The sequence below is a fragment of the Sphingosinicellaceae bacterium genome (assembly GCA_019285715.1).
In the GTDB taxonomy this organism is placed as follows: domain Bacteria; phylum Pseudomonadota; class Alphaproteobacteria; order Sphingomonadales; family Sphingomonadaceae; genus Glacieibacterium.
The window spans coordinates 1,842,507-1,867,753 of sequence record CP079108.1 but is presented as its reverse complement, the minus strand read 5'-3'; the positions used below and the strand labels follow the sequence as shown (position 1 = coordinate 1,867,753).

The 25,247-nt window shown below is 64.9% G+C and carries 21 protein-coding genes; 6 read left to right on the top strand and 15 right to left on the bottom strand.

Annotated features, from left to right (window positions below; genetic code table 11):
• Positions 1 to 2: 2 nt before the first annotated feature.
• From KX816_08705 to KX816_08695, 3 genes are read left to right on the top strand one after another with little or no spacing between them, the layout of a single operon-like run.
• The gene (locus tag KX816_08705; GenBank protein ID QXQ08047.1) at positions 3 to 1,052 is read left to right on the top strand and encodes a DUF1611 domain-containing protein; all 1,050 of its coding nucleotides are present in this window, start codon (positions 3 to 5) and stop codon (positions 1,050 to 1,052) included.
• Positions 1,049 to 2,143, top strand: coding sequence for a hypothetical protein (locus tag KX816_08700; GenBank protein ID QXQ08046.1), 1,095 nt, complete (start codon positions 1,049 to 1,051; stop codon positions 2,141 to 2,143). Before KX816_08705 ends, KX816_08700 begins: the two co-directional genes overlap by 4 nt.
• Before the next feature lie 32 nt (positions 2,144 to 2,175).
• Positions 2,176 to 4,185 carry a beta-lactamase family protein gene (locus KX816_08695; GenBank protein ID QXQ08045.1) on the top strand — a complete coding sequence of 670 codons (2,010 nt, stop codon included), beginning with the start codon at positions 2,176 to 2,178 and terminating at the stop codon, positions 4,183 to 4,185.
• 275 nt (positions 4,186 to 4,460) lie between these two features.
• Here the strand turns inward: KX816_08695 and KX816_08690 are convergent, their stop codons facing one another.
• From KX816_08690 to KX816_08635, 12 genes are all read right to left on the bottom strand, one after another.
• Positions 4,461 to 7,268 (bottom strand): TonB-dependent receptor, encoded by a 2,808-nt coding sequence (locus tag KX816_08690; protein ID QXQ08044.1) that lies wholly within the window; start codon positions 7,266 to 7,268, stop codon positions 4,461 to 4,463.
• Positions 7,269 to 7,303: 35 nt separating this feature from the next.
• Positions 7,304 to 7,651, bottom strand: a complete 348-nt coding sequence (locus KX816_08685) for a hypothetical protein (protein QXQ08043.1) — start codon at positions 7,649 to 7,651, stop codon at positions 7,304 to 7,306.
• A gap of 2 nt (positions 7,652 to 7,653) precedes the next feature.
• Complete coding sequence (locus KX816_08680; protein QXQ08042.1) at positions 7,654 to 8,781, bottom strand: dipeptidase; 1,128 nt, start codon at positions 8,779 to 8,781, stop codon at positions 7,654 to 7,656.
• A gap of 220 nt (positions 8,782 to 9,001) precedes the next feature.
• Positions 9,002 to 9,304: a hypothetical protein gene (locus tag KX816_08675; GenBank protein QXQ08041.1), complete on the bottom strand. Its 303-nt coding sequence runs from the start codon at positions 9,302 to 9,304 to the stop codon at positions 9,002 to 9,004.
• The gene (locus tag KX816_08670; GenBank protein ID QXQ08040.1) at positions 9,301 to 10,380 is read right to left on the bottom strand and encodes an amidohydrolase family protein; all 1,080 of its coding nucleotides are present in this window, start codon (positions 10,378 to 10,380) and stop codon (positions 9,301 to 9,303) included. The genes KX816_08675 and KX816_08670 overlap by 4 nt, the downstream gene beginning before the upstream one ends.
• Before the next feature lie 40 nt (positions 10,381 to 10,420).
• The gene (locus KX816_08665) at positions 10,421 to 12,598 is read right to left on the bottom strand and encodes a TonB-dependent receptor (GenBank protein QXQ08039.1); all 2,178 of its coding nucleotides are present in this window, start codon (positions 12,596 to 12,598) and stop codon (positions 10,421 to 10,423) included.
• Between the two features lie 205 nt (positions 12,599 to 12,803).
• A complete protein-coding gene (locus tag KX816_08660; protein ID QXQ08038.1) occupies positions 12,804 to 13,217 on the bottom strand; it encodes a DUF3830 family protein in 414 nt (137 codons plus the stop codon).
• Positions 13,218 to 13,265: 48 nt separating this feature from the next.
• Complete coding sequence (locus tag KX816_08655) at positions 13,266 to 14,108, bottom strand: M55 family metallopeptidase (GenBank protein ID QXQ08037.1); 843 nt, start codon at positions 14,106 to 14,108, stop codon at positions 13,266 to 13,268.
• Positions 14,109 to 14,161: 53 nt separating this feature from the next.
• Complete coding sequence (locus KX816_08650; GenBank protein QXQ08036.1) at positions 14,162 to 15,055, bottom strand: M15 family metallopeptidase; 894 nt, start codon at positions 15,053 to 15,055, stop codon at positions 14,162 to 14,164.
• Positions 15,052 to 16,335, bottom strand: coding sequence for a peptide MFS transporter (locus tag KX816_08645; protein ID QXQ08035.1), 1,284 nt, complete (start codon positions 16,333 to 16,335; stop codon positions 15,052 to 15,054). The genes KX816_08650 and KX816_08645 overlap by 4 nt, the downstream gene beginning before the upstream one ends.
• A complete protein-coding gene (locus KX816_08640; GenBank protein QXQ08034.1) occupies positions 16,335 to 17,321 on the bottom strand; it encodes a dipeptide epimerase in 987 nt (328 codons plus the stop codon). Before KX816_08640 ends, KX816_08645 begins: the two co-directional genes overlap by 1 nt.
• Positions 17,321 to 18,337, bottom strand: a complete 1,017-nt coding sequence (locus KX816_08635) for a DUF1611 domain-containing protein (protein QXQ08033.1) — start codon at positions 18,335 to 18,337, stop codon at positions 17,321 to 17,323. Before KX816_08635 ends, KX816_08640 begins: the two co-directional genes overlap by 1 nt.
• A 167-nt stretch (positions 18,338 to 18,504) precedes the next feature.
• Here KX816_08635 and KX816_08630 point away from each other — a divergent pair, with 167 nt between their 5' ends.
• The 3 genes from KX816_08630 to KX816_08620 all read left to right on the top strand — a co-directional run bounded on the left by KX816_08630 (position 18,505) and on the right by KX816_08620 (position 22,335).
• Positions 18,505 to 19,479 (top strand): LysR family transcriptional regulator, encoded by a 975-nt coding sequence (locus tag KX816_08630; protein QXQ08032.1) that lies wholly within the window; start codon positions 18,505 to 18,507, stop codon positions 19,477 to 19,479.
• Between the two features lie 115 nt (positions 19,480 to 19,594).
• Positions 19,595 to 20,734 (top strand): aminotransferase class I/II-fold pyridoxal phosphate-dependent enzyme, encoded by a 1,140-nt coding sequence (locus tag KX816_08625; GenBank protein ID QXQ08031.1) that lies wholly within the window; start codon positions 19,595 to 19,597, stop codon positions 20,732 to 20,734.
• Complete coding sequence (locus tag KX816_08620) at positions 20,704 to 22,335, top strand: serine hydrolase (protein QXQ08030.1); 1,632 nt, start codon at positions 20,704 to 20,706, stop codon at positions 22,333 to 22,335. The genes KX816_08625 and KX816_08620 overlap by 31 nt, the downstream gene beginning before the upstream one ends.
• Positions 22,336 to 22,923: 588 nt before the next feature.
• Here KX816_08620 and KX816_08615 read toward each other — a convergent pair.
• The 3 genes from KX816_08615 to murI are packed head-to-tail and all read right to left on the bottom strand — an operon-like array spanning position 22,924 to position 25,224.
• Positions 22,924 to 23,973 (bottom strand): enoyl-CoA hydratase/isomerase family protein, encoded by a 1,050-nt coding sequence (locus tag KX816_08615; GenBank protein QXQ08029.1) that lies wholly within the window; start codon positions 23,971 to 23,973, stop codon positions 22,924 to 22,926.
• Complete coding sequence (locus KX816_08610; protein ID QXQ08468.1) at positions 23,970 to 24,419, bottom strand: PaaI family thioesterase; 450 nt, start codon at positions 24,417 to 24,419, stop codon at positions 23,970 to 23,972. Before KX816_08610 ends, KX816_08615 begins: the two co-directional genes overlap by 4 nt.
• 13 nt (positions 24,420 to 24,432) lie before the next feature.
• A complete protein-coding gene (murI, locus tag KX816_08605) occupies positions 24,433 to 25,224 on the bottom strand; it encodes a glutamate racemase (GenBank protein QXQ08028.1) in 792 nt (263 codons plus the stop codon).
• Positions 25,225 to 25,247 lie beyond the last annotated feature (23 nt).

The following is a 25,247-nucleotide window of genomic DNA, read 5'->3' as shown; positions in this document are numbered from 1 at the left end:
CGATGGCCAGTAAAGCGTTACCTGAAGACCCTTCCGTGGGCGCGATCCACGCGCTGCCGTCGCCCTACCTGTTGTTCCTCGGCGATACCGTCGAGCCGGCGTTCGCCAAGACCGCGTTCGGGCTGCGCGACTGGGCCGGCGACCGCTGCCTCGGCGAATGGGCGCTGCCGGCCGCCAGGGTCAGCACCGGCCTGCCGCGGCTGGCACCGGTCGAGGCGGCCGCCAAGGGCGCACGCTCGATGATCATCGGGGTCGCGAGCCCCGGCGGCGCCATACCCGCGTCGTGGATGCCGGAACTGATCGCCGCCCTCGACGCCGGGCTCGATCTCGTCGCCGGGATGCATGTCCTGCTGGCCAGCATTGCGCCGCTGCGCGACCTCGCGACGCGGCGCGGGCGACAACTGATCGACCTGCGCGTGCCGCCACCGAACCTGCCGGTGGCGAGCGGGCGCAAGCGCTCCGGGCGGCGCCTGCTGACGGTCGGCACCGACTGCGCGCTCGGCAAGAAATACACCGCCCTTGCCATCGCCAAAGGGTTGCTCGAGCGCGGCCTCGCCGCGACCTTTCGGGCCAGCGGGCAGACCGGGATCATGATCGCCGGGGGAGGCATCGCCCTGGATGCAGTAGTCGCGGATTTCGCCAGCGGTGCGGCCGAGCTGCTCAGTCCCAACAATGCCGCCGACCATCTCGACGTCATCGAGGGCCAGGGGTCGCTGTTCCATCCCGCCTATGCACCGGTGTCGCTGGCGCTGCTGCATGGCAGTCAGCCCGACCTGTTCGTCGTCTGCCACCAGCCCGGGCGCAAGATGATGCTGGGCTTTCCCGGCTTTCCACTGCCGTCGATCGAGACCGTCATCGAGCGCACCGTGCTGCTCGGCCAGCTGACCAATTCCGCTATCCGCTGTGCCGGCGTCAGCCTGAACACCGCCGACATGGACGCGGACAAGGCGGAGCAACTTATCGCCGCGACCAGCGCCCGCCTCGGCCTGCCGGTTGCCGATCCGATCCGCGGCGGCCCCGCCTTCCAGCGCCTGCTCGACGCCTGCGCATGACCCTCGCCGCCGACCGCTTCCGACGCTTCCTGCTCCCGGGACTGGCGTTCAAGGCGGTGATCATCGGCGGCGGCTATGCGACCGGCCGCGAGATCGCCGAGTTCTTCCTGCCCGCCGGTCCGTGGGGCGGGCTGGCGGGAATGCTTCTGGCGACGGTGATCTGGGCCGTCGTCGCCGCAGCCACCTTCCACTTCGCCTACAAGATCGGCGCGCGGGACTACCGACACTTTTTCCAGGCTCTGCTCGGCCGCGGCTGGGTGGCATTCGAGCTCGCCTATGCGGTGTTTGTCATCCTTATCCTCGCGGTCTTCGGCGCCGCGGCCGGGGCGATCGCCGCCGCCACCCTGGCCTTGCCGCCGGCTGTCGGCACGCTCGCGCTGATGGCCGGCATCATCGTCTGCGTCGCCTTCGGCAATGCCAGCGTCGAGCGCGTCTTCGTCTGGGTTTCGGGGCTGCTCTACGCGACGTACGCGATCTTCTTCGGGCTCGCGCTCGCGGGCGTCGGCGACCGCATCGGCACCGCCTTCGCCACCCTGCCGTCCGGTGACTGGGCGCTTGGTGGCCTGACCTACGCCGGGTACAACGTCATCGGCGCGGTGATCGTTCTGCCGGTGACGCGGCATTTCCGCAACGGCCGGGACGCGGTGGTCGCCGGGTTGGTCGCGGGACCGCTAGCGATGCTGCCGGCATTGCTGTTCTTCGTCGCGATGACCGCCTTCCTGCCCGACATCGCCGGCGCGGTGCTGCCGTCCGACTATATCCTGGTCCGGCTCGGCCACCCGGTCTTCCACCTGATGTTCCAGGCGATGATCTTCGCCGCGCTCCTCGAGAGCGGCACCGGCGCCGTGCACGCGATCAACGAGCGTGTCGCCCGGGCGCGGCGGATCACGCTCAGCCCAATGGTGCGGGCGCTGGCGGCGCTGGCGCTGCTGGTGCCGTGTATGCTGATCGCCGAGCGGGTCGGGCTGGTCACCCTGATCGCCTCCGGCTACCGCGCGCTCGCCTGGGCGCTGATCCTGATCTACGTCGTGCCGCTGCTGGTCGTGGTGGCGCTGCGCCGCACTCCGCAGCCGGTTGCTGAAGCCAAGTGATCCGCCTGCCCCTTCACGTGGAGACCGAGCCGATGAGCGGGAACTGGCGACTGGCAGCAGTGCTGGCGTGCGTGCTGATCGCCCTGCCGGGTGCAGCGGAGAAGCCGCCGGGATCGCCCGCGACTGCGACTGCGACGGTGCTGCCCTCCCCTGCCCTGCCCACCGGCACGGCGGCGACGCCCGCGCCCCGGTCCTCGCACGCGTCCGCGCCACCGGCACTGACGGCCAGCGACGTCGGCGCCTGGCTCGACGGCTATTTCCCGGGAACGCTGAAGCAGGGCAAGATCGCCGGCGCCCAGGTAGTGATCGTCAAGGACGGCAGCGTGCTGTTCAAGAAGGGCTACGGCTACGCCGACGTCGCCGCCAAGACGCCGATGGACCCCGACCGCACGCTGATGCGGATCGGCTCGACATCGAAGCTGCTGACCTGGACCGCGGTCATGCAGCAGGTCGAGGTCGGCAAGATCGACCTCGACGCCGACGTCAACAAATACCTCGACTTCAAGGTCGTGACGAAGACCAGTCGCGTTCTCACGATGAACGACCTGATGACTCACCGCGGCGGCTTCGAGGAGGGGTTGAAGGACGTTATCGACACTGACCCCAAGCGCTTCAAGTCGACCGAGCGGTTCCTGAAGGAGAACGGGCGCCCGCCGCTGTTCCCGGTCGGTGCGATGCCGGCCTATTCCAACTACGGCGCCGCGCTGGCCGGCTATATCGTCGAACGCGTCTCGGGCGAGCCGTTCGCCGCGTACATCGAGCGTCACATCCTGACACCCTTGCAGATGCAGCACACGACCTTCATCCAGCCGCTGCCGACGGCGCTCGTGCCGCTTATGTCGAAAGGCTATCGGCAGGACGACCAGCCGCCGGTTCCTTACGAACTCGTCGTCACGGCACCGGCGGGCAGCGTCGCCGCGACCGGCGCGGACATGGCGAACTTCATGATCGCCAACCTCCAGGACGGCCGCTTCGGCGAGGTCCAGATCCTCAAGCCCGAGACCTCGCGCCTGATGCACACGCCCGAGGTCCAGCCGCGACCCGGCTTCGACACGCTGGCCCACGGCTTCTTCTACGGCCCGCGCAACGGCCACCTGGTAATCGGCCACGGCGGCGACACCATCGTCTTCCACACCGACCTGAACATGGTGCCCGACCAGAAGCTCGGGATATTCGTCAGCTTCAACAGCCGCGGCGAGAACGATGCCGTCTACGGTGCGCGGTCACGGCTGTTCGACCTGTTCATGGACCGCTATTTCCCGGTGCCGCCGGTCAAGGACGCCCCGGAGATCGCCGGTGCCGCCGCCCACGCCGCGGCACTCGCCGGCCGCTATGAAAACTCCCGGCGGATCGAACACGGCTTCATCAGCCTGTTCTACCTGATCCAGCAGGACAAGATCGTCGACAACGGCGACGGCTCGATCAGCCTCCCCTCGATCGAGGGCAAGCGCTTCCGCGAGATTGCGCCCAACCTGTGGCGCGAGGCCGGCGGTGTTCGCGAACTGCTCGTCACCGGCACCGGCCACGACCGCCAGATCCTCGACAGCACCAACCCCGTAGGCGTCATGCAGCCGGTGTCGCTGGCCCGCAACGCCGACCTCAATCTTTGGGTCGGCGGCCTGTCGATCCTGTTGGTCCTGCTGACCGTCCTGCTCTGGCCGGTCGCGGCATGGCTGCAGCGGACCCGCCCCGCGCGAAATCCGGTGACGGGCCGTGCGGCGACGACCCGCCGGCTGACGCGCGTCGCAGCACTCGCCGACCTGCTCTACATCGGCGGCTGGTATGCGATCCTCGCACCGATCCTGTCGACCAATCTCGACGTCTACAACGACGGCATGGACGGCTGGATCAGGGCGATGCAGGTCGCTGCGATCATTCCGATCGTTGGCGCCGTGATCGGGGTAACGAACGCTGCCACGATGTTCCGGACGGGTTGCGGCTGGGGTGCGAAATCGCGCGCGGTCGTGGTTGCCCTGTCGCTCCTCGGCGTCGTCTGGATTGCATCGCAGGGTGGCTTGATCAGCTTGGACCTCAACTACTAGCATTTGCGGGCGTGGACCAAGGAATGGCTAAATTAAGCCTGCGGCTCGGCGATGCACAGTCACCGGACACTATCCGTGATCCCTGCGGCAAGCTTGCGGCGCTGCTGATCAGGGCGCTTCAACCTGGACGACCCGAATCTAGGACACGACGGCCTGCCAGACCAGACCGACTACTGACCGGGGGAAGATCGCCGTATCCGATGTAGTCATGGTCGTTCAGCAGGCCGATGTGTCCAGATCGTCCGACAGGATGCTGGCAAAATGATGACGCGACTTCAAAATTTTGCCCGTACGCCAACATAGTATTTTCGGCCAACCACGTCGTAGATCGCGGCGTTCGTCGAAGAATTTGCGATGAAATCTAGCGGCACGACCGGCGGCTGGCGATTCAGGAGATTGTCGACGCCGGCGTATAGTTCGGTGTTGCCGCCACTGCTTCGACCGAACTTGTACTTTACCGACATGTCCACATAGGCGACCGCGCCGATGTGGTTCTCGCTCGCAGCGAGCTGTTCGGGGCCGTAGGTGGCGTCGTAAACGCCGCTGCCGATGTAGCGCAGCTGTGCGAAGGCACCCCAGCTGTCGGACTCGTAGTTGATGCTTCCGGTTGCCTTGAAGTCCGGCAGGCCGAAACCGGACCCGCCACCGACCTCGCCCGCTACATCGATCGGAGCCGCGCCCGACGGGGCGATCAACTTGTGGATCAGATAGCTGGCGACCACGCCTAGATCGAGAGTGCCATTGCCGAGCGGCAGGGAATAGCGCGTCTCGAAGTCCAGGCCCTGAACCTTGAAGGTTCCGAGATTGAGGTTCTGGTTGCGGATTTCGTAGATCGATTTGTCGGGGTTGAAGGTGATCGCCGAGCAGATCGCTTCGTCGCCCGCAAAACAGCGGTCGACAATCGACTGGGAATTAAGTGTGCCGATTGCGCCCTTCAGGTTGATGTCGAACCAGTCGACCGACGTCTTGAAGCGCCCGATCGAAACGACGGCACCGGCGGTCTTGGTAAGCGCGCGCTCCTCGCGAAGGTGGACGTTGCCCGATGTCGGTGTCCGGACGAGCTGCGTCCCGCTGCCCGGCACGAACGGGTTCGAGACGTTGTCGAACAACAGCACGCTGGTGACGAAAGTCTCGCCGATGCTCGGCGCCCGGATGTCGCGGGAGATGGTCCCGCGCAGGCGTAGCGCCTGGATCGGATTAAAGGTCAGTCCAGTCTTCCAGGTCACGACATTGCCGACCGTGCTATAATGCGTGTAGCGCGCTGCGGCGTTGAAATCGAGCTTTTGTGCGCCGTCGAGGATCGGTACGGCGACCTCGCCGAAGCCTTCGGTGACATTGAACTTGCCGGTAAGCGGCTGCGCGTTGACGATGAGGAACTCGCCGTTGGCGTTGGGCGCATTGACCTGGCGGTCGAGGCTCTCGCGGCGATGCTCGATGCCGACGGTAGCGAGGATCGGTCCCGCCCAGCCCTGGAACAGCTCACCGCCGATGTTGCCTGCGAACACCGTCTGCTTGACGCGCGTGTCAGACGTGCCGGTGCCGACGATATACGCAAGTGCAGCCTGGCTCGGCGAACCCGCGCCGAACATGTTGAGCGGCTCGCATCCCGGAGCGCCGTTCGCACCGCCCAGATTGGCGCGGCACACTATCTGGTTGCGCGACGGGTCGAAGACCGCGTCGGCCGCCAGTAAAAGCTTACCCGGCAGGAGGTTGTTGGTCTGATCGTTGCTGAAATCGGTCTGGCCGTATTGGCCGGATACCTCCCACGACCAGTTACGGCCGAACTCACCTTTCAGGCCACCGACGAAGCGCATGTTCTTGCTGACCGAGACCGAGGCAATGGGCGGGATCTCCTCGAAGGTGCGGAACAACGAAAACGGCGTGTTCAGCGCCGCGACGCTGGCCGGCAGATAGGGGTTGTCGGGCTGGATCGTGACATCGCCGAGGGTGAACGGGGTGATCAGCGCCCCGCGCGACTTCGATCGCGCGTAGCTCGCCTCGCCGAACGCGGTCACGCCTTCGGTCACGTCATAATGCGCAGCAGCAAGCACGCTGATGCGCTCGGTTGGAACGTACAGCGCAACGCTGTCCGCTAGCCGCGAGCCGCTGCCGCCGGTCATCAGCGATCCGCCGATGTTGTCGCCGAGCACGCGCGGCTGCACGACGCCGCCGGGGAAGAATTCGAGGTTACTGGTCGGGCCGGCCCCGGGAAGGGTGATGCCGTTGGGCGAAGCCAGAAACAGCACCGAGTTCTGCCGGATCAGAAATTCCGGCTTGCCATCGGTGTCGTCGACATTGGCGGGATTGGCGACGAGCCCAGCGCTTCGCCGCTGGAAGGCACGCGCACTTCCCGCCGGAATACCCTTGTTGTCATCGTAGTCGCCGGCGATCATGAAGTGGCCCCGGTCGCCGCCGAACTTGGTGCCGAAAGCGGCGGACACGCGGAAATCCTGCGCGTCGCCCGCTTGCGCCAGCCCATATTGGACGTTGGTTTTAACGCCGTTGAACTTCTCGTCGAAGATCAGGTTTACGACACCGGATACCGCGTCGGAACCATAAGCGGCCGATGCACCACCGGTGACGACTTCGACGCGCTCGATGGCGAGCGTCGGCACGGCGTTCAGGTCGATATTCTCGAACTCGTCGAACGGAGTCCCTCGCCGACCATTCAGCAAGACGAGATTCCGATTGGTTCCCAGCCCACGCAGGTCGACCACATTGACGCCGTTCTGGCGGCTGTTCAGATTAGTCGAGGCGGGCGTCAGGGTGCCGGTGAACGCCGGAATTTCGTTCAGTACGTTGGCGATATTGGTCGTGCCGCGCTGGTCGATCAGCTCGGAGCCCACCGCCAACACCGGGGTCGGCGCCTCGAAGTTCGAAGACCGGATCCGACTGCCGGTGACGACGATATCCTGCGCGTCGGGCGTAGCTTCGGTCTGACCGACTCGGGCGGTCTCAGGCGCTGTTAGGGTCGCTTGGTTTGGCTGGCCGATCTCACCGGCGGTCGACTGCGCCACCACTGGGGCAGACAGCGCTAGACTTGCTGTACCCGTCAACAGTGTCGTTATGGTCCTGACGTTCATCGATCGCCCCCTGTTAATTTAGACTTTCCAATATTTTAGCATCGAGCAAGACGCGGATACGGGTCCCGGTCAGCCGCGGCAGCTGTCGACCAGGCGGTCGAGGCAGCACCGCCGCGGATCGGATCGGCGACCGGCAGGCCGAGCCGCTCCGCATCCGCAAGTCCGGGAATATCACTGAGCCAGGAGTGCATGCCGGCGACCAGGTCGAGCTCCGCCTCCAGCGCTTCGAACAGCGACGCGGTCCAGCCCGGTTGGACGAAGCCGCCACTGTTCGCGACGCCGATCACCATCGAACGCGCGCCCGCCGCCCCGGCTTCGGCGGGGCCCAGAAACAGCAGGTAGGGCTGCGGCAGCGCGACCGCCTGGAACTGATGATCTGCCATGCTCAGCCGCCCCAGGTCGCAGCGAGCAGCCGGTAGAAATTACCGCCGAGGATCGCCTTGATGTTCGCATCGGAATAACCGCGGCGGAGCAGCTCATCGGTGAGGTCGTACATCTTGCGAGGGTGGTCGAACCCGTCGACATCGATCTTGTCTCGAAAAGCGTAGCTGTCCTTGTAACCGGCGCGCAGCTGCTTGTTCATCTCGGGGGGCATGTCGTCGTACCCGTTGAGGTCTGAATCGGTGCCGATACCGACGTGCTCGATGCCAGCGACCTTTACGACATGGTCGATGTGATCGACGACGTTGACGATCGTCGTCGGGTCCGTCTTGCTGACGAAGTTGCGTACCCCGGTGATGCCCATCACACCGCCCTTCTTACCGAGCGCGCGGATCGCCTCGTCGGTCTTGACACGCGGGTGCTCGAGCAGGGCGCGGCAATTGCTGTGGGTGATCGCGATCGGCTTGGGGGACAGCTCGATGGCGTCGAGGGTCGTGCGGTCGCCGCAGTGCGAGACATCGATCAGCATGCCGACCTTGTTCATTTCGTTGATGATCGACACGCCGTAATCACTCACCCCACCGTCGACCCGGTCGGTGGAACCGGAGCCAATGAAGTTCTGCGAATTATAGGTCAGCTGCGAGCAGCGCTGGCCGATCTCGTAGAAGTGCTTCACGTCGGCGACCTGCCGGAAGTGGTCGGCGTTCTGCAGCCCCATGATAATGGCGCACTTGCCGTCACGTTTGGCGCGAACCAAGTCGGATGCGTTGTCGACTGCACAGAACAAATGGGCGTTGCGCGCGACGTAGTTGCCCCAGATCGCGAAGAACTCGAGCGCATCTTGATAGGCATCGGGGCCGCCGAGCCCAACCGCGTGGTGAAAGCCGGTGATGCCGCTGGCCCGGAAGTCCGCCTCGTCCTGAGCGCTCATCCGGACCGCGTAGAACTCCGGTCCCTCCGCGATTTTGATCGGCGCAAGCATGTCGATGATCAGCGAACCGTGAACCAGATCGATCGCGTGACGCGAATATTTCTCGAGTTCTGCGGCTTTCACACGGTAGCTTCCCGGAACGATCGGAAGCGCCGCTGCGGTAGCTGCCCCACCCAACACTGTCCGGCGCGAAAATAGCATTATCCGACTCCAGTTCTCCGATCAGGATCGTATTAGCCCACTCCGACAGCGTCAACAGAATGCAAGTCAAAAGTTTCTTTGCTTGCGCAATGGGATGCACTTTGTCCTCGGAAGGACATTCTGGCACATTTCTGGATGCCGTTCGGTCGCCTGAAGACGGAAATCACGTACATCACGCATCAGTGAAATTGACGGCCGGCGATCGAGCAGCGCGCCCGCGTCAAGGATCATTTTTCGCGGGCGTAACCAAGCCGCCGTAGGCCGCCTTACGCGCGATGACCTCTCCGAAAGAAGCCAGCGCCGGGACCTGCGAGCCCGATTTTATTCTTGCCGGCTCGCGCATCGAGTTCCCCGGGTTCAGCAAGTCGACGCCAACAACGATTGTCTTGGTCGGTAACACGAACAGCGGCAGCGCGCCCGTCGACCTGCGCGGGCTCGAGGCGAGCCGCGACCTGAAGTTGGTCAACGGCGGCGCTTTGTCGGTAAGACCGAACTGAAAGGTCGCCGGAGTCGTCAACATCATGTTGGCGCACAAGGCCGAGGGTATAACCATGGGTGATGTGCCCGAGCTTTCGTCGGCGTTATGACATATGGTGCCTTGTTTTTCAGAAAACTTGCCCACTCGCGTTCACTTAACGCAAGAGACAGCTTCTGGTTGGCATAATAAGCGGACAGGTCGAGGCCGAGAGTGTAGTCGGACGCCGGAAGGAAGCGTTTCAATCCGATCTGCCGCATGAGTCTTGTCAACGCCTGAGTGTCGCCAGTTGGAGCGGAGAGCTTTCGGGTGTTGGAAAATAGGTCGGGGACCATCGCCAGATCGAAATAGAGATATCGTGTTTCCTTTGGTCTCGCACGAATTTCCGTCGCGAATTCCTGCAGGCCAGCGAGAATGTTCTTGTCCAGTCCGCCGCCGCTTCCGGCATGTGCGATCTGCACGGGAACGTGGCGGGCCGCTGGCGCGACATCACGCAGGAAGATGTGGACGTCTTTGGGGCCGAAGCTGCTCGCCTGCGTCTGAAGGTGAATCACGATTGCCAGATGGTTGCGATCGGCGGCGCCGAACACCGCGGCAAGCTTCCTGACCTGTTCTCGCGAGCTTAGATCGACGCCCGAGTTGCCAAGGTGGAGCTTCACGCCCACGGCCCCACCGTGCTTCCCCCAATAGTCGATCTCCGCCACCGCGCCATCCCACAGCGGACTGACGCTGATGAATGGCATGAGCCGACCACAAGAGAGTCTGGCCTGATCGACGATGAAAGTGTTTTCCGCGCGTGTCTCGGCTGGCACGTCGAGCTTTTGCGCCGCCGCCGCCGGCGACGCGAAGAAATAGGCGCCGGAGAGCAGGACGCCCTGCCGGATATGCGCAGCGTCGAGAGCTTGCAGAACGTCCTTGGCAGTTCCCGGCTCCTTGGAGACCTCGTCCGGGCAATGGCCTGGGCCCAACGCCGCGCATATCCCTTTCAGCACCCGCGACGACGCCGGCGAAAAGATATGGAGATGGTGATCGACCAGCGGTGCCGTGGCGCTGGTCGCCAATGCCGGGACGGCCAGCGCCACGCATCCGAACGCCAACATGAGCCTGAACAGCGGCGACGTCATTCTTCTACCTTTCGAACCCGCGGCACCAGCGACGCCGGAGCTAGAAATTGGCGACGAACGAGACACCGATGGTACGCGGCTGGATCACCGAGGCGGTGTACGGCGCCGAATAGGCGTTGTTGTTCAGCGAGGTGATAAAGTTCAGCCCGCGCTTGTCACCGACATTCCTAGCATAGACCGACAAGCTGTACCCGCCCAGCACGACGCCGGCCCTGAGGTCGACCGTGGTGTAGCCGGGCATGACCGGGCGGCTGAAGATCGCCGGCGACCCTGTCGCGAAGCCCGAGCGCCGCGCCCCGATCGCATGGAAGCCACCTCCGACGTAAGCACCAATGGTGTCCGAAAGTGGGAAGTCGTAATCCGCCGACAGCCCGCCCGCCCATCTCGGAACGCTCGGCAGCCGATCGCCGTCGACGCCGCTCACGCTTGGTACGGCCTGAGTCAGCGTTGCATCGGTGTAAGCGACGTTGCCGGACAGGTTGAGGCCCGTCACCGGCTTCCAGGCGGCGCTCGCCTCAAAGCCGTAACTCCGCGCAGTGCCGCCGTTGCCGGCACTGGTGAAGCCGCCGAAATTGGTCAGGATCTGGATGTCCTTCCAGTCGATGTAGAAGGCGGACAAATCGAGCGTCAGCGTGCGGTCAAGCAGCGATGCCTTGTAGCCGATGTCGTAATTCGTAAGCTTGTCCGGGCCGAACTCGGCAGGCACACCGGCCGCGATCAGCGCAGGAGTCACGGCGTTGGGGCCACCTGGTCGGTAACCCGAGGCAACACGCGCGTATATCATGTTGTCGCTATCGAGCTTGTATTTGGCGGAGACCTGGTAAGTCACGCTGTCGTCCGACGACTTGCTGGCGAGCGATGCCGTCGGGCCGACGGCGAGGCCGCCCGTCGTCTGGTGGTATTGCTGGTCATTGGTGCTGTAGCGCAGCCCAGCCGAGAGCGAGAGGCTTTCGGTCAGGTGGTAGGTCAGGTCGCCGAAGCCGGCATATTCGGCATATTTCGAATAGAGGTCGGCAAAATAGACGGGCGCGGGCAACGGAATGGTTGCCTGGCTGGCGTAGAAGAACGCCCGGCTCGGTTGATGCCGATTGACCCGCTCGTGCGTGTAAAAGCCGCCGATGCGCCACTCCAGCGGCCCGCTCGTGTCGGACTGGAGACGGACTTCCTGTGTTACTTTGCTGAGATCGATGTCGTCTCCAACGCTGAACCCGACGCCGGGCGCGCCCAGCAGAACGCCGAGGAGAGCGCCCGATTGGTAGGTCTGGTCGGCGACGGCGTGCTGGACGAGAGTGCTGTAGCTGGTGACCGAGACGAGCTTCGCCCCGCCCAGGTCATAGTCGATGGTACCGCCGTAGAGCCGATACTTCGCCTTGCGTGGCTCGAAGGTGAAGCGCGCATGCTCGAGCTCGCCGGTCCTTGCCGAGATCGCCTTGCCGGCGATGACAATATCCTCTTCCGAAGACCCGTCGCCCTTCAGATTCTGGAGCGTCGCGGTCAGGTCGATCGAAAGCTGGTCGCTGGGGCGCCAGAGCAGCGCCGCGCGCCCGCCGTAGACATCGGTCTTGTTGATGTCCTTCACGCCGAGCTGGGTGTCGTCGATGAAGCCCGCATCACGGCGGTCATACCCGCTGACGCGAAGCGCCAACTTGTCGCTGATGATTGGCAGGTTGATCATGCCGCGCGCCGAATAGCCTTCGCCGCCCTTGCTGACGGTATTCCCACCGACTTCGATACGCCCTGCTGCATCTTTCAGGTCGGGAGACTTGCTGACGTATTTCACGAGGCCGCCCAACGCGCTCGCGCCATAGAGGGAGCCCTGGGGACCGCGAAGTACCTCGATCCGCTCGATGTCGCTCGGATCTAGGTCGGGACTGAGGGAGCCGCCACGGGCCTGAGTGGTTGAAGACCCGTAAGGTGTATCGTCGATATAGACCGCGACCGTCGAGCTGATCGGCGAGCCGGTGGTGATTCCGCGCAGGACGATCTGGGTCTCGCCCGGTCGGTTGACGATCAGGTTGAGGCCCGGCACCTGGGCAGCGAAATCCTCCAGCCGAACCGCCTGGGTCCGGGCAAGCTGGTCGGCGCCGAGTGCCGTTACCGGCGCGGGAACGTCGATCAGCCGTTCGGACCGCTTGTTTGCCGAGACGACAATATCGTCGTCAATAACAGCGCTCGGTTGTGTCTCTGCATGCGCGGCCGTGCAGAGGAAGGCAGACATTCCAGCGCCGCAGAGCAGGCTGCCCATTCGCATCGGGTGGAGGCGACGGACCGCACTTTCCCTCGTGATCTGAAACATACCGAAATCCCCTTCGCTGCACCGCGGCGTAGCGGCCAGCTCCCAGGGTCAGGAGAATTGATTTACAAATTTGAGACAAAGCGTCTTATCTAATACGTCCATTAGCGACCAGCGCCGACCGGGCGGTTCACGCCAGCGCGAAGGCGATGTCTTGCGAGCCTTCCCACAGCGCAAGCCGGCCCAGCTCGGGAAGTTGCTCGACACCTTCGGCTATTGTCATGAAGTGATTGGCCGCAAGCTGCCCCAGCTTGCTGGCGAAGCGCACGCCGCCATAGGCGATCAGGATCTCGGTTTCGCTATAGCCGCCCGGATAGAAAACGATCTGGCCCGGCGCCGGGTAGCTGGTGGCGTTCTCGAACGGCAAGTCGGGGGTGTCGTCGCCCATCGGGATCCAAAGCGCCTCGCCGCTCCAACGGACGTGGATGAAGCGCCCGCGGTACGGGAGCATGGCGCGAAAGATGGCGCACGTCTTTGGCGCAAGCGCTTCCTCCAGGTGAGCCTTGAATTGAAACGGTCCGGCGATGATCGCGATCTTGGTCATGAGTTAATCGTGGCCTGAAATTGCGGGGGGAAGTTCGGCTGAGCCCGGTCACGCCAGAGCGCCGCGCGCCGCAGTGATGAACTGGAGAAAGTGCGACACGCCGATGATATCGGCGCATTGCATGCGGATCGTGAACGCATCGATCCGCTCGACGTTATCCAGGTAAGCCAGCCATTCCGCGATGAATCGGGTGCGGAGGCGGATCTCCAGCGACACGGGGGCCGCAACCGCAAAGGGCGCGAGCGTACCGGCTTTCTCGACGGCCTCGGCGACGCCGGTTCGCAATACCCTTTCGGCAGCACCGGGCGAAAGCGTGCAGATCGAAAGGAAGCCGTAGCTGCTCTTGAGGCAGGCTGTGGCGATACCGGGAAGCAGGGCGCTGGTTTCCTCGACCGCAACGTCATCCCCTGCCATCAGGAGTATCGGGACGCCGTAGTGCCCGGCGATCGCAGCGCTGATCGCCGCTTCGGAAGACGGCACGCCATTCAGCCGTATTTCCTGGAAGAATTCGCCGCTAACGGTGTGTGACAGCGTACCGCCGATGTTGCTCGCCCCCGCGTGATACCCGATCAGCAGCGCGCCCTCGTAAGGGCCGCCCTCGATTCCCTGCATCATGCCGAGCGGACGCGGCCACGAGCGGACCAACCGGACATGGTCGGGCATGCGTTCCCAATGAATATTCTGGCCGTTGCCGTGAGAGTCGCTGACGACCACTTCGGTCGCGCCATGTTCGGTGAGCGTTTCGCACGCCACGAGCACGGCGTCGGTCATCCAGTCGCGCGCCTGCTCATATTCGAAGCGGCCCGGGCTAAGGTTTTCGCGCGATGCGACGCCGGCGATTCCCTCGATATCGGCGGAGATGTAAAAGCGTTTCTCTAAAATTTCGAACATGACTCATGCGATCCCACGCGCTGCGCAAAGACAAACTTCGAAAGCTAATGCCGCTATTCGCCGCCGAGAGCAGCGAAACTTACGTCTTCGATCGGATAATCCTGCCAGGCTTTGAAATCAAAATGCCACCACTCGTCGGGCTGCACGACGAAGCCATTTGCCTCCATCGCGTCGCGCAACCGATCACGGTGCCACCGCGCCCGGCTCGTGCCGCCGCGATAAGCGCTGCTCGCCCGCACCGTCGGCTCGTCGTAGCGCGACGGCATGGCCAGCAACACACCCGTCCTAGCATCGCACAGCGAGAGATCGATCGCACAGCCGCGGTTGTGCTTCGACCCGACCGCCGGGTCGGCGACGAAGGCGCGGTATTCTGGCGGAACGACGTCCCAGAACAACTTGGTCACCGACCACGGCCGGTAGGCATCGTGGACTACCAGGCCGTAGCCCTGCGTCGACAGGGTCGCCTGGACACGGGCAAGCGCCGCTGCCACGGACGGACGGGCGTAGGCTCCGGCCCGGTCGTACACTGGAAAGCCCATGAAATTATGGGCCGTCGCATAGCGGATATCGACGCGGATTCCCGGCACGACGTCCGCGAGCGTCACAAGCTCCTCGATCGCCATCGTCGTGGATTGCAACAGGTCAGCAGCTTGCCGATCGAGCGATCGCTGGAAAAGTGCAATCCGCTCGGCCCCGACATCGCAGCGGCGCAAGCTCGCGCCGCCGATGTTGAGGGTCGCGCCGTCGACGGCAAAGTATAGTTGCCGGCCGGTGAAGGCATCGACGAAGGTCGTCGGCCCGACCCGATCGATCATCGTCGACGGTTGCCCAAGCCCCTCGACCCACAGCGAGCCGCCATCCTCGAAGATATCGAGCAGGAAGTCGGAACTGCCATATTGACCGATCAGTGCTGCCAGATCGGCACGCGGAAACGGGGGCGCGGTCATGCGTGCGCCGCCGCCTCGGCACGGGTTGTCGGGCCGTTCAGCAGCAGTAGCGCCAATGCCGAGACGCCGGCGACCCCTGCCATCGCCGCGAAGAAGACTGCCGGTGTTATTGCACTCCACAATGTCCCGAGCAGGCCCGCCAACAGGTTGCCGGCAAAGGTCGCGAGGAACCACGCGGCGATCGTCGTTGCGGTCATGTGCGCCGGCGCTAGCCGGGCGAACAGGCCAACGCCGATCGGCAGCACCCACAGCTCTGCCGCAGTCAGCACCGCGAGGAACAGGGCGAGCCAGAGCCAACTGGTTTGCACGCCATGCCGGCTGGTCGCGAAGGTCGCGGCCGCAAGGAGCAGATAGGCACACGCGATCCCGGCTGCGCCGATCGCCATCTTTGTTGCCGAACTGGGCTCGCGCCCCAGGCTCGCCTGCCGGGTCCAGCGCCGGATCAGGAACGGCGTGATGAGGAAGATCAGGAGCGGATTGAATGCCTGGAATATAGTCACCGGGATGGTGAAGCTTGCCGTCAGTTGACGGTCGACCTGGCCGTCGGCCCAAAGGGCGACGGTGTTCCCGATCTGCTCATAGGCGCCGCGCAGGATCGCGACGGCCACGGCGACGCCGAACAGCAACCACAGCGGGCTTTGCGGACGCGCTGCCACGACGCGTTCCGGGTGCGCAGTGCGCGGCGGTTCGGGCGGCAGATAACGCGCACCGAAGACATAGATCAGCAGGCCCGTCAGCATGCCGACCCCGGCAAGCCCGAACCCCCAGTGCCAGCCATAGATCTCACCGATCGTGCCGCACAGGATCGGCGCGAGCAGCGCCCCGAGGTTCACCCCGACATAATAGACACTGTACGCGCTGTTCTTGCGCGGATCGTCGTCGGCGTACAGGCTGCCGATCTGGCTCGGCAGGTTGGTCAGGTACAGGCCGTTGCCGATCGCAATCGTCGCAAGCGCGACGTAGAACAGCGCCTCGGATGCCATGAGGAAGTGGCCGAGCGCCATGATCGACCCGCCGATGACGACGGCCCGCCGCCGCCCCAGCCATCGATCCGAGATGACGCCGCCAAGGATGGGCGTGAAATAGACGAACGCGGTGTAGAGCCCGTAGATCAGCGAGGCGTGCGCCTGGCCTATCATCAGTTGCTTGACCATGTAGTAGATCAGCAGCGTTCGCATGCCGTAGTACGAGAACTTCTCCCACATTTCTGTGAGGAACAGGATAGTCAGACCGCGCGGCTGTCCGAACCAGGTAGCCGCAGCCGGCGCTGGATCGGCCACTAGCCCCAAAGCTCCGCTGTCGGCGGAAATATTCGACCTTTTTCGTAGCGCAACGGATGCGGCCAGTCCGCCGATTGCAGCAGCGGCCCATCGAGATCGACGAAGTCCGCGCCTTGCGCAAGGATCGTTGCCGGTGCCATCGTCAGCGAGGAGCCGGCCATGCAGCCGACCATCACACCCAGCCCCCTGGCGCGCGCCGCGGCGGCAAGCAGTAGTCCGGCGGTAAGCCCGCCGGCCTTGTCGAGCTTGATATTGATCACGTCGAACCGGCCGACGACCTTGTCCAGATCGGCGACACTGTTGACCAGTTCGTCGGCGCACAGCTTGATCGGGCAGCGATAGCCGCCGAGCCCGGCTTCCGACCCGACCGGGATCGGCTGCTCGAGAAGCACGACGCCCAGCGCTACGAGACGTGGCGCGAGTTCCTTGAGCTGCTCGACGCTCCACGATTGATTGGGGTCGACAATGAATACGCTGTCGGGCGCACCCGCTCGCGCCGCCCTCACCGCGCCGATGGGATCGCTGTGGTCCACCTTGAGCTTGAGCAGGCGATGCTCCGCGCGTCCGCGGGCCGCGCCTTCATAGTCCGCGACCGGCCGTATTCCGATGGTGAACGCCGTGTCGACCGGCGACTGGCTTTCCAGCCCGGCCAGCAAACAGGCCGGCTTGGCGGTCTGTTTGGCTTCGAGGTCCCACATAGCGCTGTCGAGCGCAAAGCGCGCGCCACCGGCCGGCAGGAGCGAGAGCAGATCCTCGCGGTTCGGCCCCGCCTCGATTGCCGCATTTATCTCGGCGCATTGTCGCAACATGCTCGCGGGCGTCTCGCCGGCATAATCCACGCCGCAGGCCTCACCTCGTCCCCTGCTACCGTTGCCGTCGTCTAAGGTCACGCACAAGCCGACGGTTTCATAATGGACGCCGCGTGAAATGGCGAAGCGCTCGCGCATCGGCCAGACGGTGGTCTCGCAGGTCATGGTCAGGCGCATCAGGCGGGTATCGCTTCCGGGATCACCATGTCGATCAGGGGCCGCAGGTCGGATCGCATCGGGTCGAAGCATGGCAGCCCGTGCAGGCGCGAAAGCTCGCGCGTCAAACGCGTCGCGTCGTCGGCCAGCATCTTGGACGTGTTGAGGCTGATTCCGACGAAACGCGCCGCGGGATTGGTCAGCCATGCGACCCGCAGGTAGAGGTCCATCGCCGTCGCAAGATCGGGAAGCGCGAAGTCGGGATAGCCGTTGAGCGTTCGGCGAAGTGGATGATGACAGAGAACGAGCGCATCCGGCTGCGAGCCATGGATCAGCCCGAGCGTGACCCCCGCATAAGCCGGGTGAAACAACGAGCCCTGCCCTTCGATCACGTCCCAGTGATCATCCGACGCATCGGGCGAGAGCATTTCGGCGGCGCCGGCGATAAAATCGGCAACGACGGCATCGATCGCGATTCCCTCACCAGCAATCATGATCCCGGTCTGCCCGGTAGCGCGGAAGTCTGCGTCGATGCCCTGCGCCGTCAGAGCGCGAGCGATCGCCAGAGCCGAATATTTCTTCCCGAGCGCGCAGTCGGTGCCGACCATCAGCATCCGCTTGCCGCTGCGCTTGCGCCCGGTCGCCACGGGGAACTGCCGCATTGGCGAGCGAACGTCGTGAAGCACGCGACCGAGCCTTGCAGCCGTCTCAGCGACAGCCGGGATATCGGTCAGACGCGTATGCAGCCCACTGACGATGTCGAGCCCCGCTTCGAGCGCCGCAATCAGGCTCGGCGTCCAGCTCACCGGCATCAGCCCGCCGACCGGCGCCGCACCGATCACGAGTGAGCCGGCACCGCGCTCGAAGGCTTCATCCATCGTCAATTCGGGCAACCCCAGATCGACGTCGCAGCCGAACAGGCGTGCCTGCCCGATAATCTGGTCAGGCAGCCAGTCGCGGAGACCGAACGCGGTCTTGGTGTTCGGCTCGCCCTGTGTATCACCAAGGAAGATTAAATAGGGCCGCTTGATCGTCATCTGCTCTCACCGTCGCATTCTGCGATTAAAGCGGGCGACCCGCATGTCGCGAGCCTCGCGGTCAAAGGGAACCACTGCCCCCGGGGCAGGACAAACGCTCAAACCTAATGCCGTCATTAGACGTAGCGGTCGTTGCCGCTACCGCCTGCCTTGTCTAGATCGAAGCGATGGCGTTTCCCACAGAGCAAAAGGCCGATGCACACAGGCTGGACGCACAGCTGTTATCGGACTTGTGGGTTTTCCGCGCGGCGGGACGTTTCGGCTCGATTACCGCCGCCGCCCGCCACCTCGGAGTGACCCAGGGTGCCGTCAGCCAGCGCGTGCTGCGGCTCGAGGCTCGACTGGAAACGCCGCTGTTCATCCGCAACAAGAGCCGCATCGTCCTGACCGATGCCGGCACATTGTTGATGGATTCGATGACCAATGTCGCCAACGAGCTCAACCACAGCATCAGCCGCATCTACAAGCAACAGCGCGGCGCCATCGTCCTGAGCTGCGTGCCGTCGCTCGCCACCGAATGGCTGGTGGCGCATCTCGAAAGCTTTTACCGCGAGCACCCTGGCATCGAGATATTCCTGCGCTCGGAATTCGTCGTCTGGACTGCCGAGCGCCTCGTCGACGAGGGTGTCGACCTGGTCATCGACTACACCGGCGCGACCCCCGACGGCATGCACGAGCTCGCCGCAGTACGCGAATTGCTCTTTCCGGTCTGCTCGCGCGCGTATTTCGATCGGCTGCAGTCCAGCGAGCCGCCGCCGATCGTTCTGCTCCACGACGATGTTCCCTGCGCGGGCGAGGCGCCGAACCTTGAATGGAGCGATTGGCGGCGCGACATCGGTACGACGTGGCCGAACGCGCCCGTCACCGACCGGCATTTCAACCTGTCGATCCTCGCCTACCACGCCGCGCTGTGCGACCAAGGCATTGCCATGGGCAGGGCGGCAATCGTCCAACGGCTGGTGCAACGCGGGGAACTCGTGCTGGCGACGCCCTATGCACCGATCCCTGGCCCGAGCTACCGCGTCATGACCCACCGGCCCGGCGACGCCCGCTCGCCGGCTCGTCAGTTTGCCGCCTGGTGGACGCGCACGATGACCGAGACGCAGGCACAGATGCTGACGCTCATCACGCCGACGGAGTAGTGGGACACCCCATTGGCCAAGCTAATGAGCGTCCGAGATTTGCAGAATGGCTATTCGCGCGGCCGCGTGGTGCCATGGCAAGACGGGACTCTCGCCGTTCCCATCGGATCCTGACTTGAAATCATCAATCGAGCCTTTCCACGCGATCGCCATCAGCCTGCTTGCCCACAAGCTGCGCCTGGAAGGACGATCGATCATCCACATGGAGTTCGGACAGCCGTCGACCGGCGCGCCGGCGAGGGCCATCGCTGCGGCAAGGGCGATCCTCGACAGCGATCCGATGGGCTATTGGGAGAGCGTGCCGCTCAAGCGGCGGATCTCGCAGCACTATCGCGACCGCTACGATGTCGATGTTGCTCCCGAGCGCATCCTGCTGACCTGCGGCGCCTCCCCGGCACTCGTGTTGGCGCTGACGACAGCCTTTGTCCCGGGGGACCGTGTCGCGCTCGCCCGGCCGGGCTATGTCGCTTATCGCAACTGCCTGCGCGCACTGCACATGGACGAACTCGAACTCGAATGCAGCGCGCCGGAGCGTTTCCAGATCACCGCCGGTGCCATCGCCGCGATCGAGCCGCCGCCGCAGGGGATAATCGTCGCGAGCCCGGCCAATCCCACCGGAACGATCATTTCCGTGGACGATCTTGCCGCTATCGCATCGCTGTGCCGGGATCGTGGAATCCGCATCGTCTCCGATGAAATCTATCATGGACTCAGCTTCGGCGAGCCGGCGCAGACGATGCTGGCGCATGCGCCGGACGCGATCGTCATCAGCAGCTTTTCCAAGTATTTCAGCATGGCCGGCTGGCGCCTCGGGTGGATGATCGTCCCCGACGACCTCGTCGACGAGGCTCGCAAGCGCATGGGCAACATGTTCCTGACGCCGCCATCGCTCAGCCAGCACGCGGCGCTTGCGGCGTTCGACTGCACCGAAGAGCTCGACGGCCATGTCGAGACCTACCGCCGCAACCGCGCGCTCCTGCTCGATGCGCTGCCGGCTCTCGGCCTTGGCGAGATCGCCCCGCCCGACGGCGCCTTTTACATCTACGCTTCGGTTGCCCACTTGACCGACGACAGCCTCGGCTTCTGCAAAAAGATGTTGACCGAAATTGGGGTCGCGACGGCACCCGGACTGGATTTCGATCCGATCCGGGGCGGCCGCTTCGTTCGCTTCAGTTTCGCCGTCTCGACCGAGCAGGTGGCAGAAGCGATCGAGCGGCTTCGCCTGTGGCTGCCACAGCAAGCGAACAGGTCATGAGAACTCCCATCGAGGTTAGCCGGCGCGACCTGGTGAAGGGCGCTCCGCTCGGCGCGCTGACCGCCATGACGGTCCTGGCTCCGGGAACGGCGCGCGCCGCGCCGCTGTCGCTGGACGCGCTCGACGCCACCGTGTCGCGCTTCATGAAGGCGTTCGAGATCCCCGGCGTCGCGGTGGCGATCATCCGGCCGGGCCATGAGCCCGCCCTGCGGGCCTATGGCGTAAGGCAATTAGGACGCCCGGAACGCATCGACATCCACACCCAGTTCGCCATCGCCTCGAATAGCAAAGCGTTCCTGGCCGCCAGCCTGGCCCTGCTCGTGGATGAGAAAAAGCTTTCCTGGGACGACCCGGTAACGCTGCACTTGCCCGAGTTCCAGATGTACGATCCGGCCGTCACGGCAATGATGACCGTCCGCGACCTCCTCCTGCACAACAGCGGGCTGCCGCTCGGTGCAGGCGACCTGATGCAGGTCCCGCCGACCGATCATGGTGCGGCGGACATCCTGGCAGCACTCCGCTACTTCAAGCCGGCGATGCCGTTCCGCTCGGCGTATGCCTACGACAACATCCTCTACATCGTGGCCGGGATCGTGCTGCAGCGGGTATCGGGCCTGAGCTGGGACCAGTTCGTCGCCAGCCGCATCTTCGCGCCCCTCGGCATGGCCGATGCGATCACCAACACCACGCTGATGACGGGTCCCAATCACGCTGCGCGTCATGCGCGACTTGGTCCGCCGACACGCGGCCTCGGTCGGATGGAGGTCGTTCCGCCGTCTGAATCCGCGGTGATCGGACCGGCGGGCGGGATTTGCGTGAGCGTCTCGGGCATTGTGCCGTGGCTGCAGGTTCAGCTCGGCAAAGGCGCTTTGCCGACCGGCATGCGCCTGTGGAGCGAAGCACAAGCCAGGGAGATGTGGACGCCGCGCACCATCACCGCCAGTGGCAGGGGGCCGGACCCCGACCACCCGGAGCGCTCGGTCCTGTCCGCCTATGCGCTCGGCTGGGGCGTTGCCGACTATCGCGGCCACCGCATGCTGTCGCACTCGGGCGGCCTCGCCGGACAGATCACGCGAACCACCCTGTTGCCCGACAATCAGATCGGTTTCGTGGTTTATAGCAATTGTGAAGACGCCGACGCCGTTTCCGCCTTGCGCTACGCAATCCTCGACCTGCTACTTGACGCTCCGTCGCACGACTGGCTTGGCGACGCCCGGGCCGTGCGCGCGGCGCAGCAGCAACAGGTTGCACAACTGCTCGGCAGCGGAGATTTCAAAGCGCCGCCGGGTGGCCCGAGCCTGCCGCTCGATCAATACACCGGCCGCTACCGGGACCCTTGGTACGGCGATATCGTGATCGCGAAAACGGGCGGCGCTCTGGCTATCGACTTCACGCGCACGCCCGCGTTGAAGAGCGCGCTCGAGCCGTTCGGCAGCGATTGTTTCCGGACTCGTCTTGCGCGGGGAGCCGGCGAGGATGCCATCGCCTGCTTTACCGTGACGGACGGAGCGGTCTCGCAAGTCAGCCTCAAGGCACTGTCGCCGCTCGCCGATTTCAGCTTCGACTTTCACGACCTGAGACCGGTCCGCGTCTCCCGCTAGTCGCCACGTCTGACAAGCCGGCACCGGCGACAGAGACGGAAATGTCGTGTCTCGGGACATAAAGCAACAGACTATGAACAGTACGTCCCAACGGTTTGCGAGTGACAATTACGCCGGCACCTGTCCCGACGTCTGGTACGCCATGGCGGAACCCGACACAGGCTCGGTGCCCGGATAAACCGAGGCCTAGTCGAGCGTCGCTTTAGCTTTATTGCGCTCAAAAGCGGTCGGGCCGGTTTCGACCAATAACGGTCGTTGAAGCTGGAAACTCAAGAAGCCGCTCAAGAATCCTGTGTCCTACAGATGTGCCCATATGGTACACAGCAGGGATGGCCCATGTTTCGTCATTCCGGCGAAGGTCGGAACCCAGCTACATCGCACGGTCCAGCCCCGTGCTCGTAATGCAACTGGGTTCCGGCCTTCGCCGGAATGACGGGAAGGATATGGACTGGCGGACGGCGCGTCGATTTTACGAAACTCGCGAGGGTGTCAACTCTGACAACTCTCGCGCTCCCTAACCTCGTTCAGGGAAGGGACCAGAAGCAATAAAACTCTGTCTGGGCGTGAACTGGCGTCAACTTGGACCCCTCACTCGAACGTCAGGTCGCCCCCCGCCGGCTCCTTCAGGTAGCTCTCGACCACCGCGTCATCGACCTCGGCCAGCGTCGCGGGTGACCACAACGGCGACTTGTCCTTGTCGATGAGCTGGGCCCGGACGCCCTCGTAGAAGTCGCGGCCGTGCTTGATCTGGCTGACCATGCGGTACTCGGTGCGGAGCGCCGCCTCGATGGACTGGCCGGCACCCATGCGGACGCCGCGCAGGCCGAGCTTGAGCGAGGTCGGCGACATCCGGGCGATGACGTCGTGCTGGGCGCGGGCCCAGTCGTCGCCCTCGGCGAGGCTCGCCTGGATGGCCTCGACGGTGTCGTGGGAGAAGTGAAAGTCGATGGCGTCGCGCAGCGGCTCGATCATCGACGGGCCGGGGTCGGTGTGGAGGGTGTCGAGAATCTCGACGACGGGCTCGTCCTTGTCGGCCAGCAGCTCGCGGAGCAGCGGGATGCGGTCGGCGGGAACGTGGTGCGTGGCGATGCCGGCGTAGCAGCAGTCGGCCGCCTTCAGGCGCGCACCGGTCAGCGCCAGCCAGACGCCGATCTCGCCGGGCAGGCGGGCGAGCGCGTGGGTGCCGCCGACGTCGGGGATCAGGCCGATGCCGCTCTCGGGCATGGCGAACAGGGTGCGCTCGGTGGCGACGCGGTAGCGGCCGTGGATCGACAGCCCGACGCCGCCGCCCATGGTGACGCCGTCCATCAGGGCGATGTAATCCTGGCCGTAGACCGCGATGGTCTGGTTCATCCGGTACTCGTCGTGGAAAAATCCCTCGAAGTCGGGCGAGCCGGCGCGGCCCGAGTGGTACAGCCCGACGACGTCGCCGCCGGCGCAAAAGGCACGGTCGCCGGTGCCCTCGATGATGACGCGGTCGACCTCCGGGTCGCCGAGGCCGTCGATCAAAGCACGGTGGATGCTCAGGCACATGTCGCGGTTGAGGGCATTCAGCGCCTCGGGACGGTTGAGGGTGATGATCAGGGCGCGGCCGCGGTGTGCGGTCAGGACGGCTTCGCCGGGGAGAAGGTCGGTCATTGGGGGTTGTCCAGCATAACAGCGTTGTCGGGCATCGGTGTCGGCATGCAGCTCGTCGAAAGCTTGGCGAGCAGCTTGCCGTCGGCGTCGGTCAGTTCGGCCTCCATGAAGGCGATGCGGCGGCCCATCTTGATGACGCGGCCCTCGGCATACAGAGGCCGCCCGAGGCGGGCGACACCGAAGAAGCTGCACTTGAGCTCGATGGTCGGCACGACGACGCGCTCCTGGGCCATGACCACGGCGGCCACCGCGGCGCAGTCGTCGAGCATGGCGACGATGAAGCCGCCCTGGACGTTGCCCATCGGGTTGCAGAACTCGGCGCGGGGTTCAAAGCTCATGCGGACGCGCCCGGCGGCGCTGTCGACCTCGAGGATGCGGGTCCCGAGCAGGATAGAGGTGGCCGGCACCTTGGTGTTCATGCGCTCGAGCAGTTCGGCGTCGGTCATTGCCACGGCGGCCTCACAGGATTTCGGATGCGGTCAGGCCGTAGCCTTGGAGGGCGGGCGCGAGGGCGTCAACATCGTCGCCGGGCCGGGTGAACACCGCGAGGCCGGTCGGGGCGCTGCCGGTCCAGTCGGTCGAGCGCAGCAGGTGCGAGACGCGGCGGGCGATCCCGGCCCCGCCGTCGACGAATGTCAAAGGGCGCGGCGCGGCGGCGGTAAGCTCGGCGGCGACGAGGGGGAAGTGGGTGCAGGCGAGGACGACGGTGTCGATGCGTTCGCCGCCCGGCTGGTCGAGCAGGCCACCCAGCTCGCGGGCGTAGGCGGCGGGGTCGGTGGCGTGGCCGTGCAGCTTGGCCTCTGCCAGCTCGACCAGCGCGCCCGAGCCGTGGCGGAGGACGAGGCAGTCGGAGGCGAACTCGGCGATCAGCCGGTCGAGGTAGGGCTGGCGAACGGTGGCGACGGTGCCGAGCACGCCGATCGCCCTGGTCCGGGTGTGCTCCGCGGCGGGCTTGATCGCGGGGACGGTGCCGACCACCGGTACCGCCAGCGCGGACCGTACGTGCGACAGCGCGATGGTCGAGGCGGTGTTGCAGGCGATCACGACCAGCCGGGGCTTGTAGCGTTCGGTCAGCCGCCCGAGCAGCGCGCAGACGCGCGTCGCGACCTCCATCTCGCTCTTTGGCCCATACGGGAAGCCGGCGTTGTCGGCGGCGTAGACGACCGGGGCCAGCGGCAGCGCGGCGCGCACCGGCGCCAGCACCGACAAGCCGCCGACGCCCGAATCGAAGAAGAGGATGGGGCCGGGCACCGGCGCGACCTAGCCTGCGCACG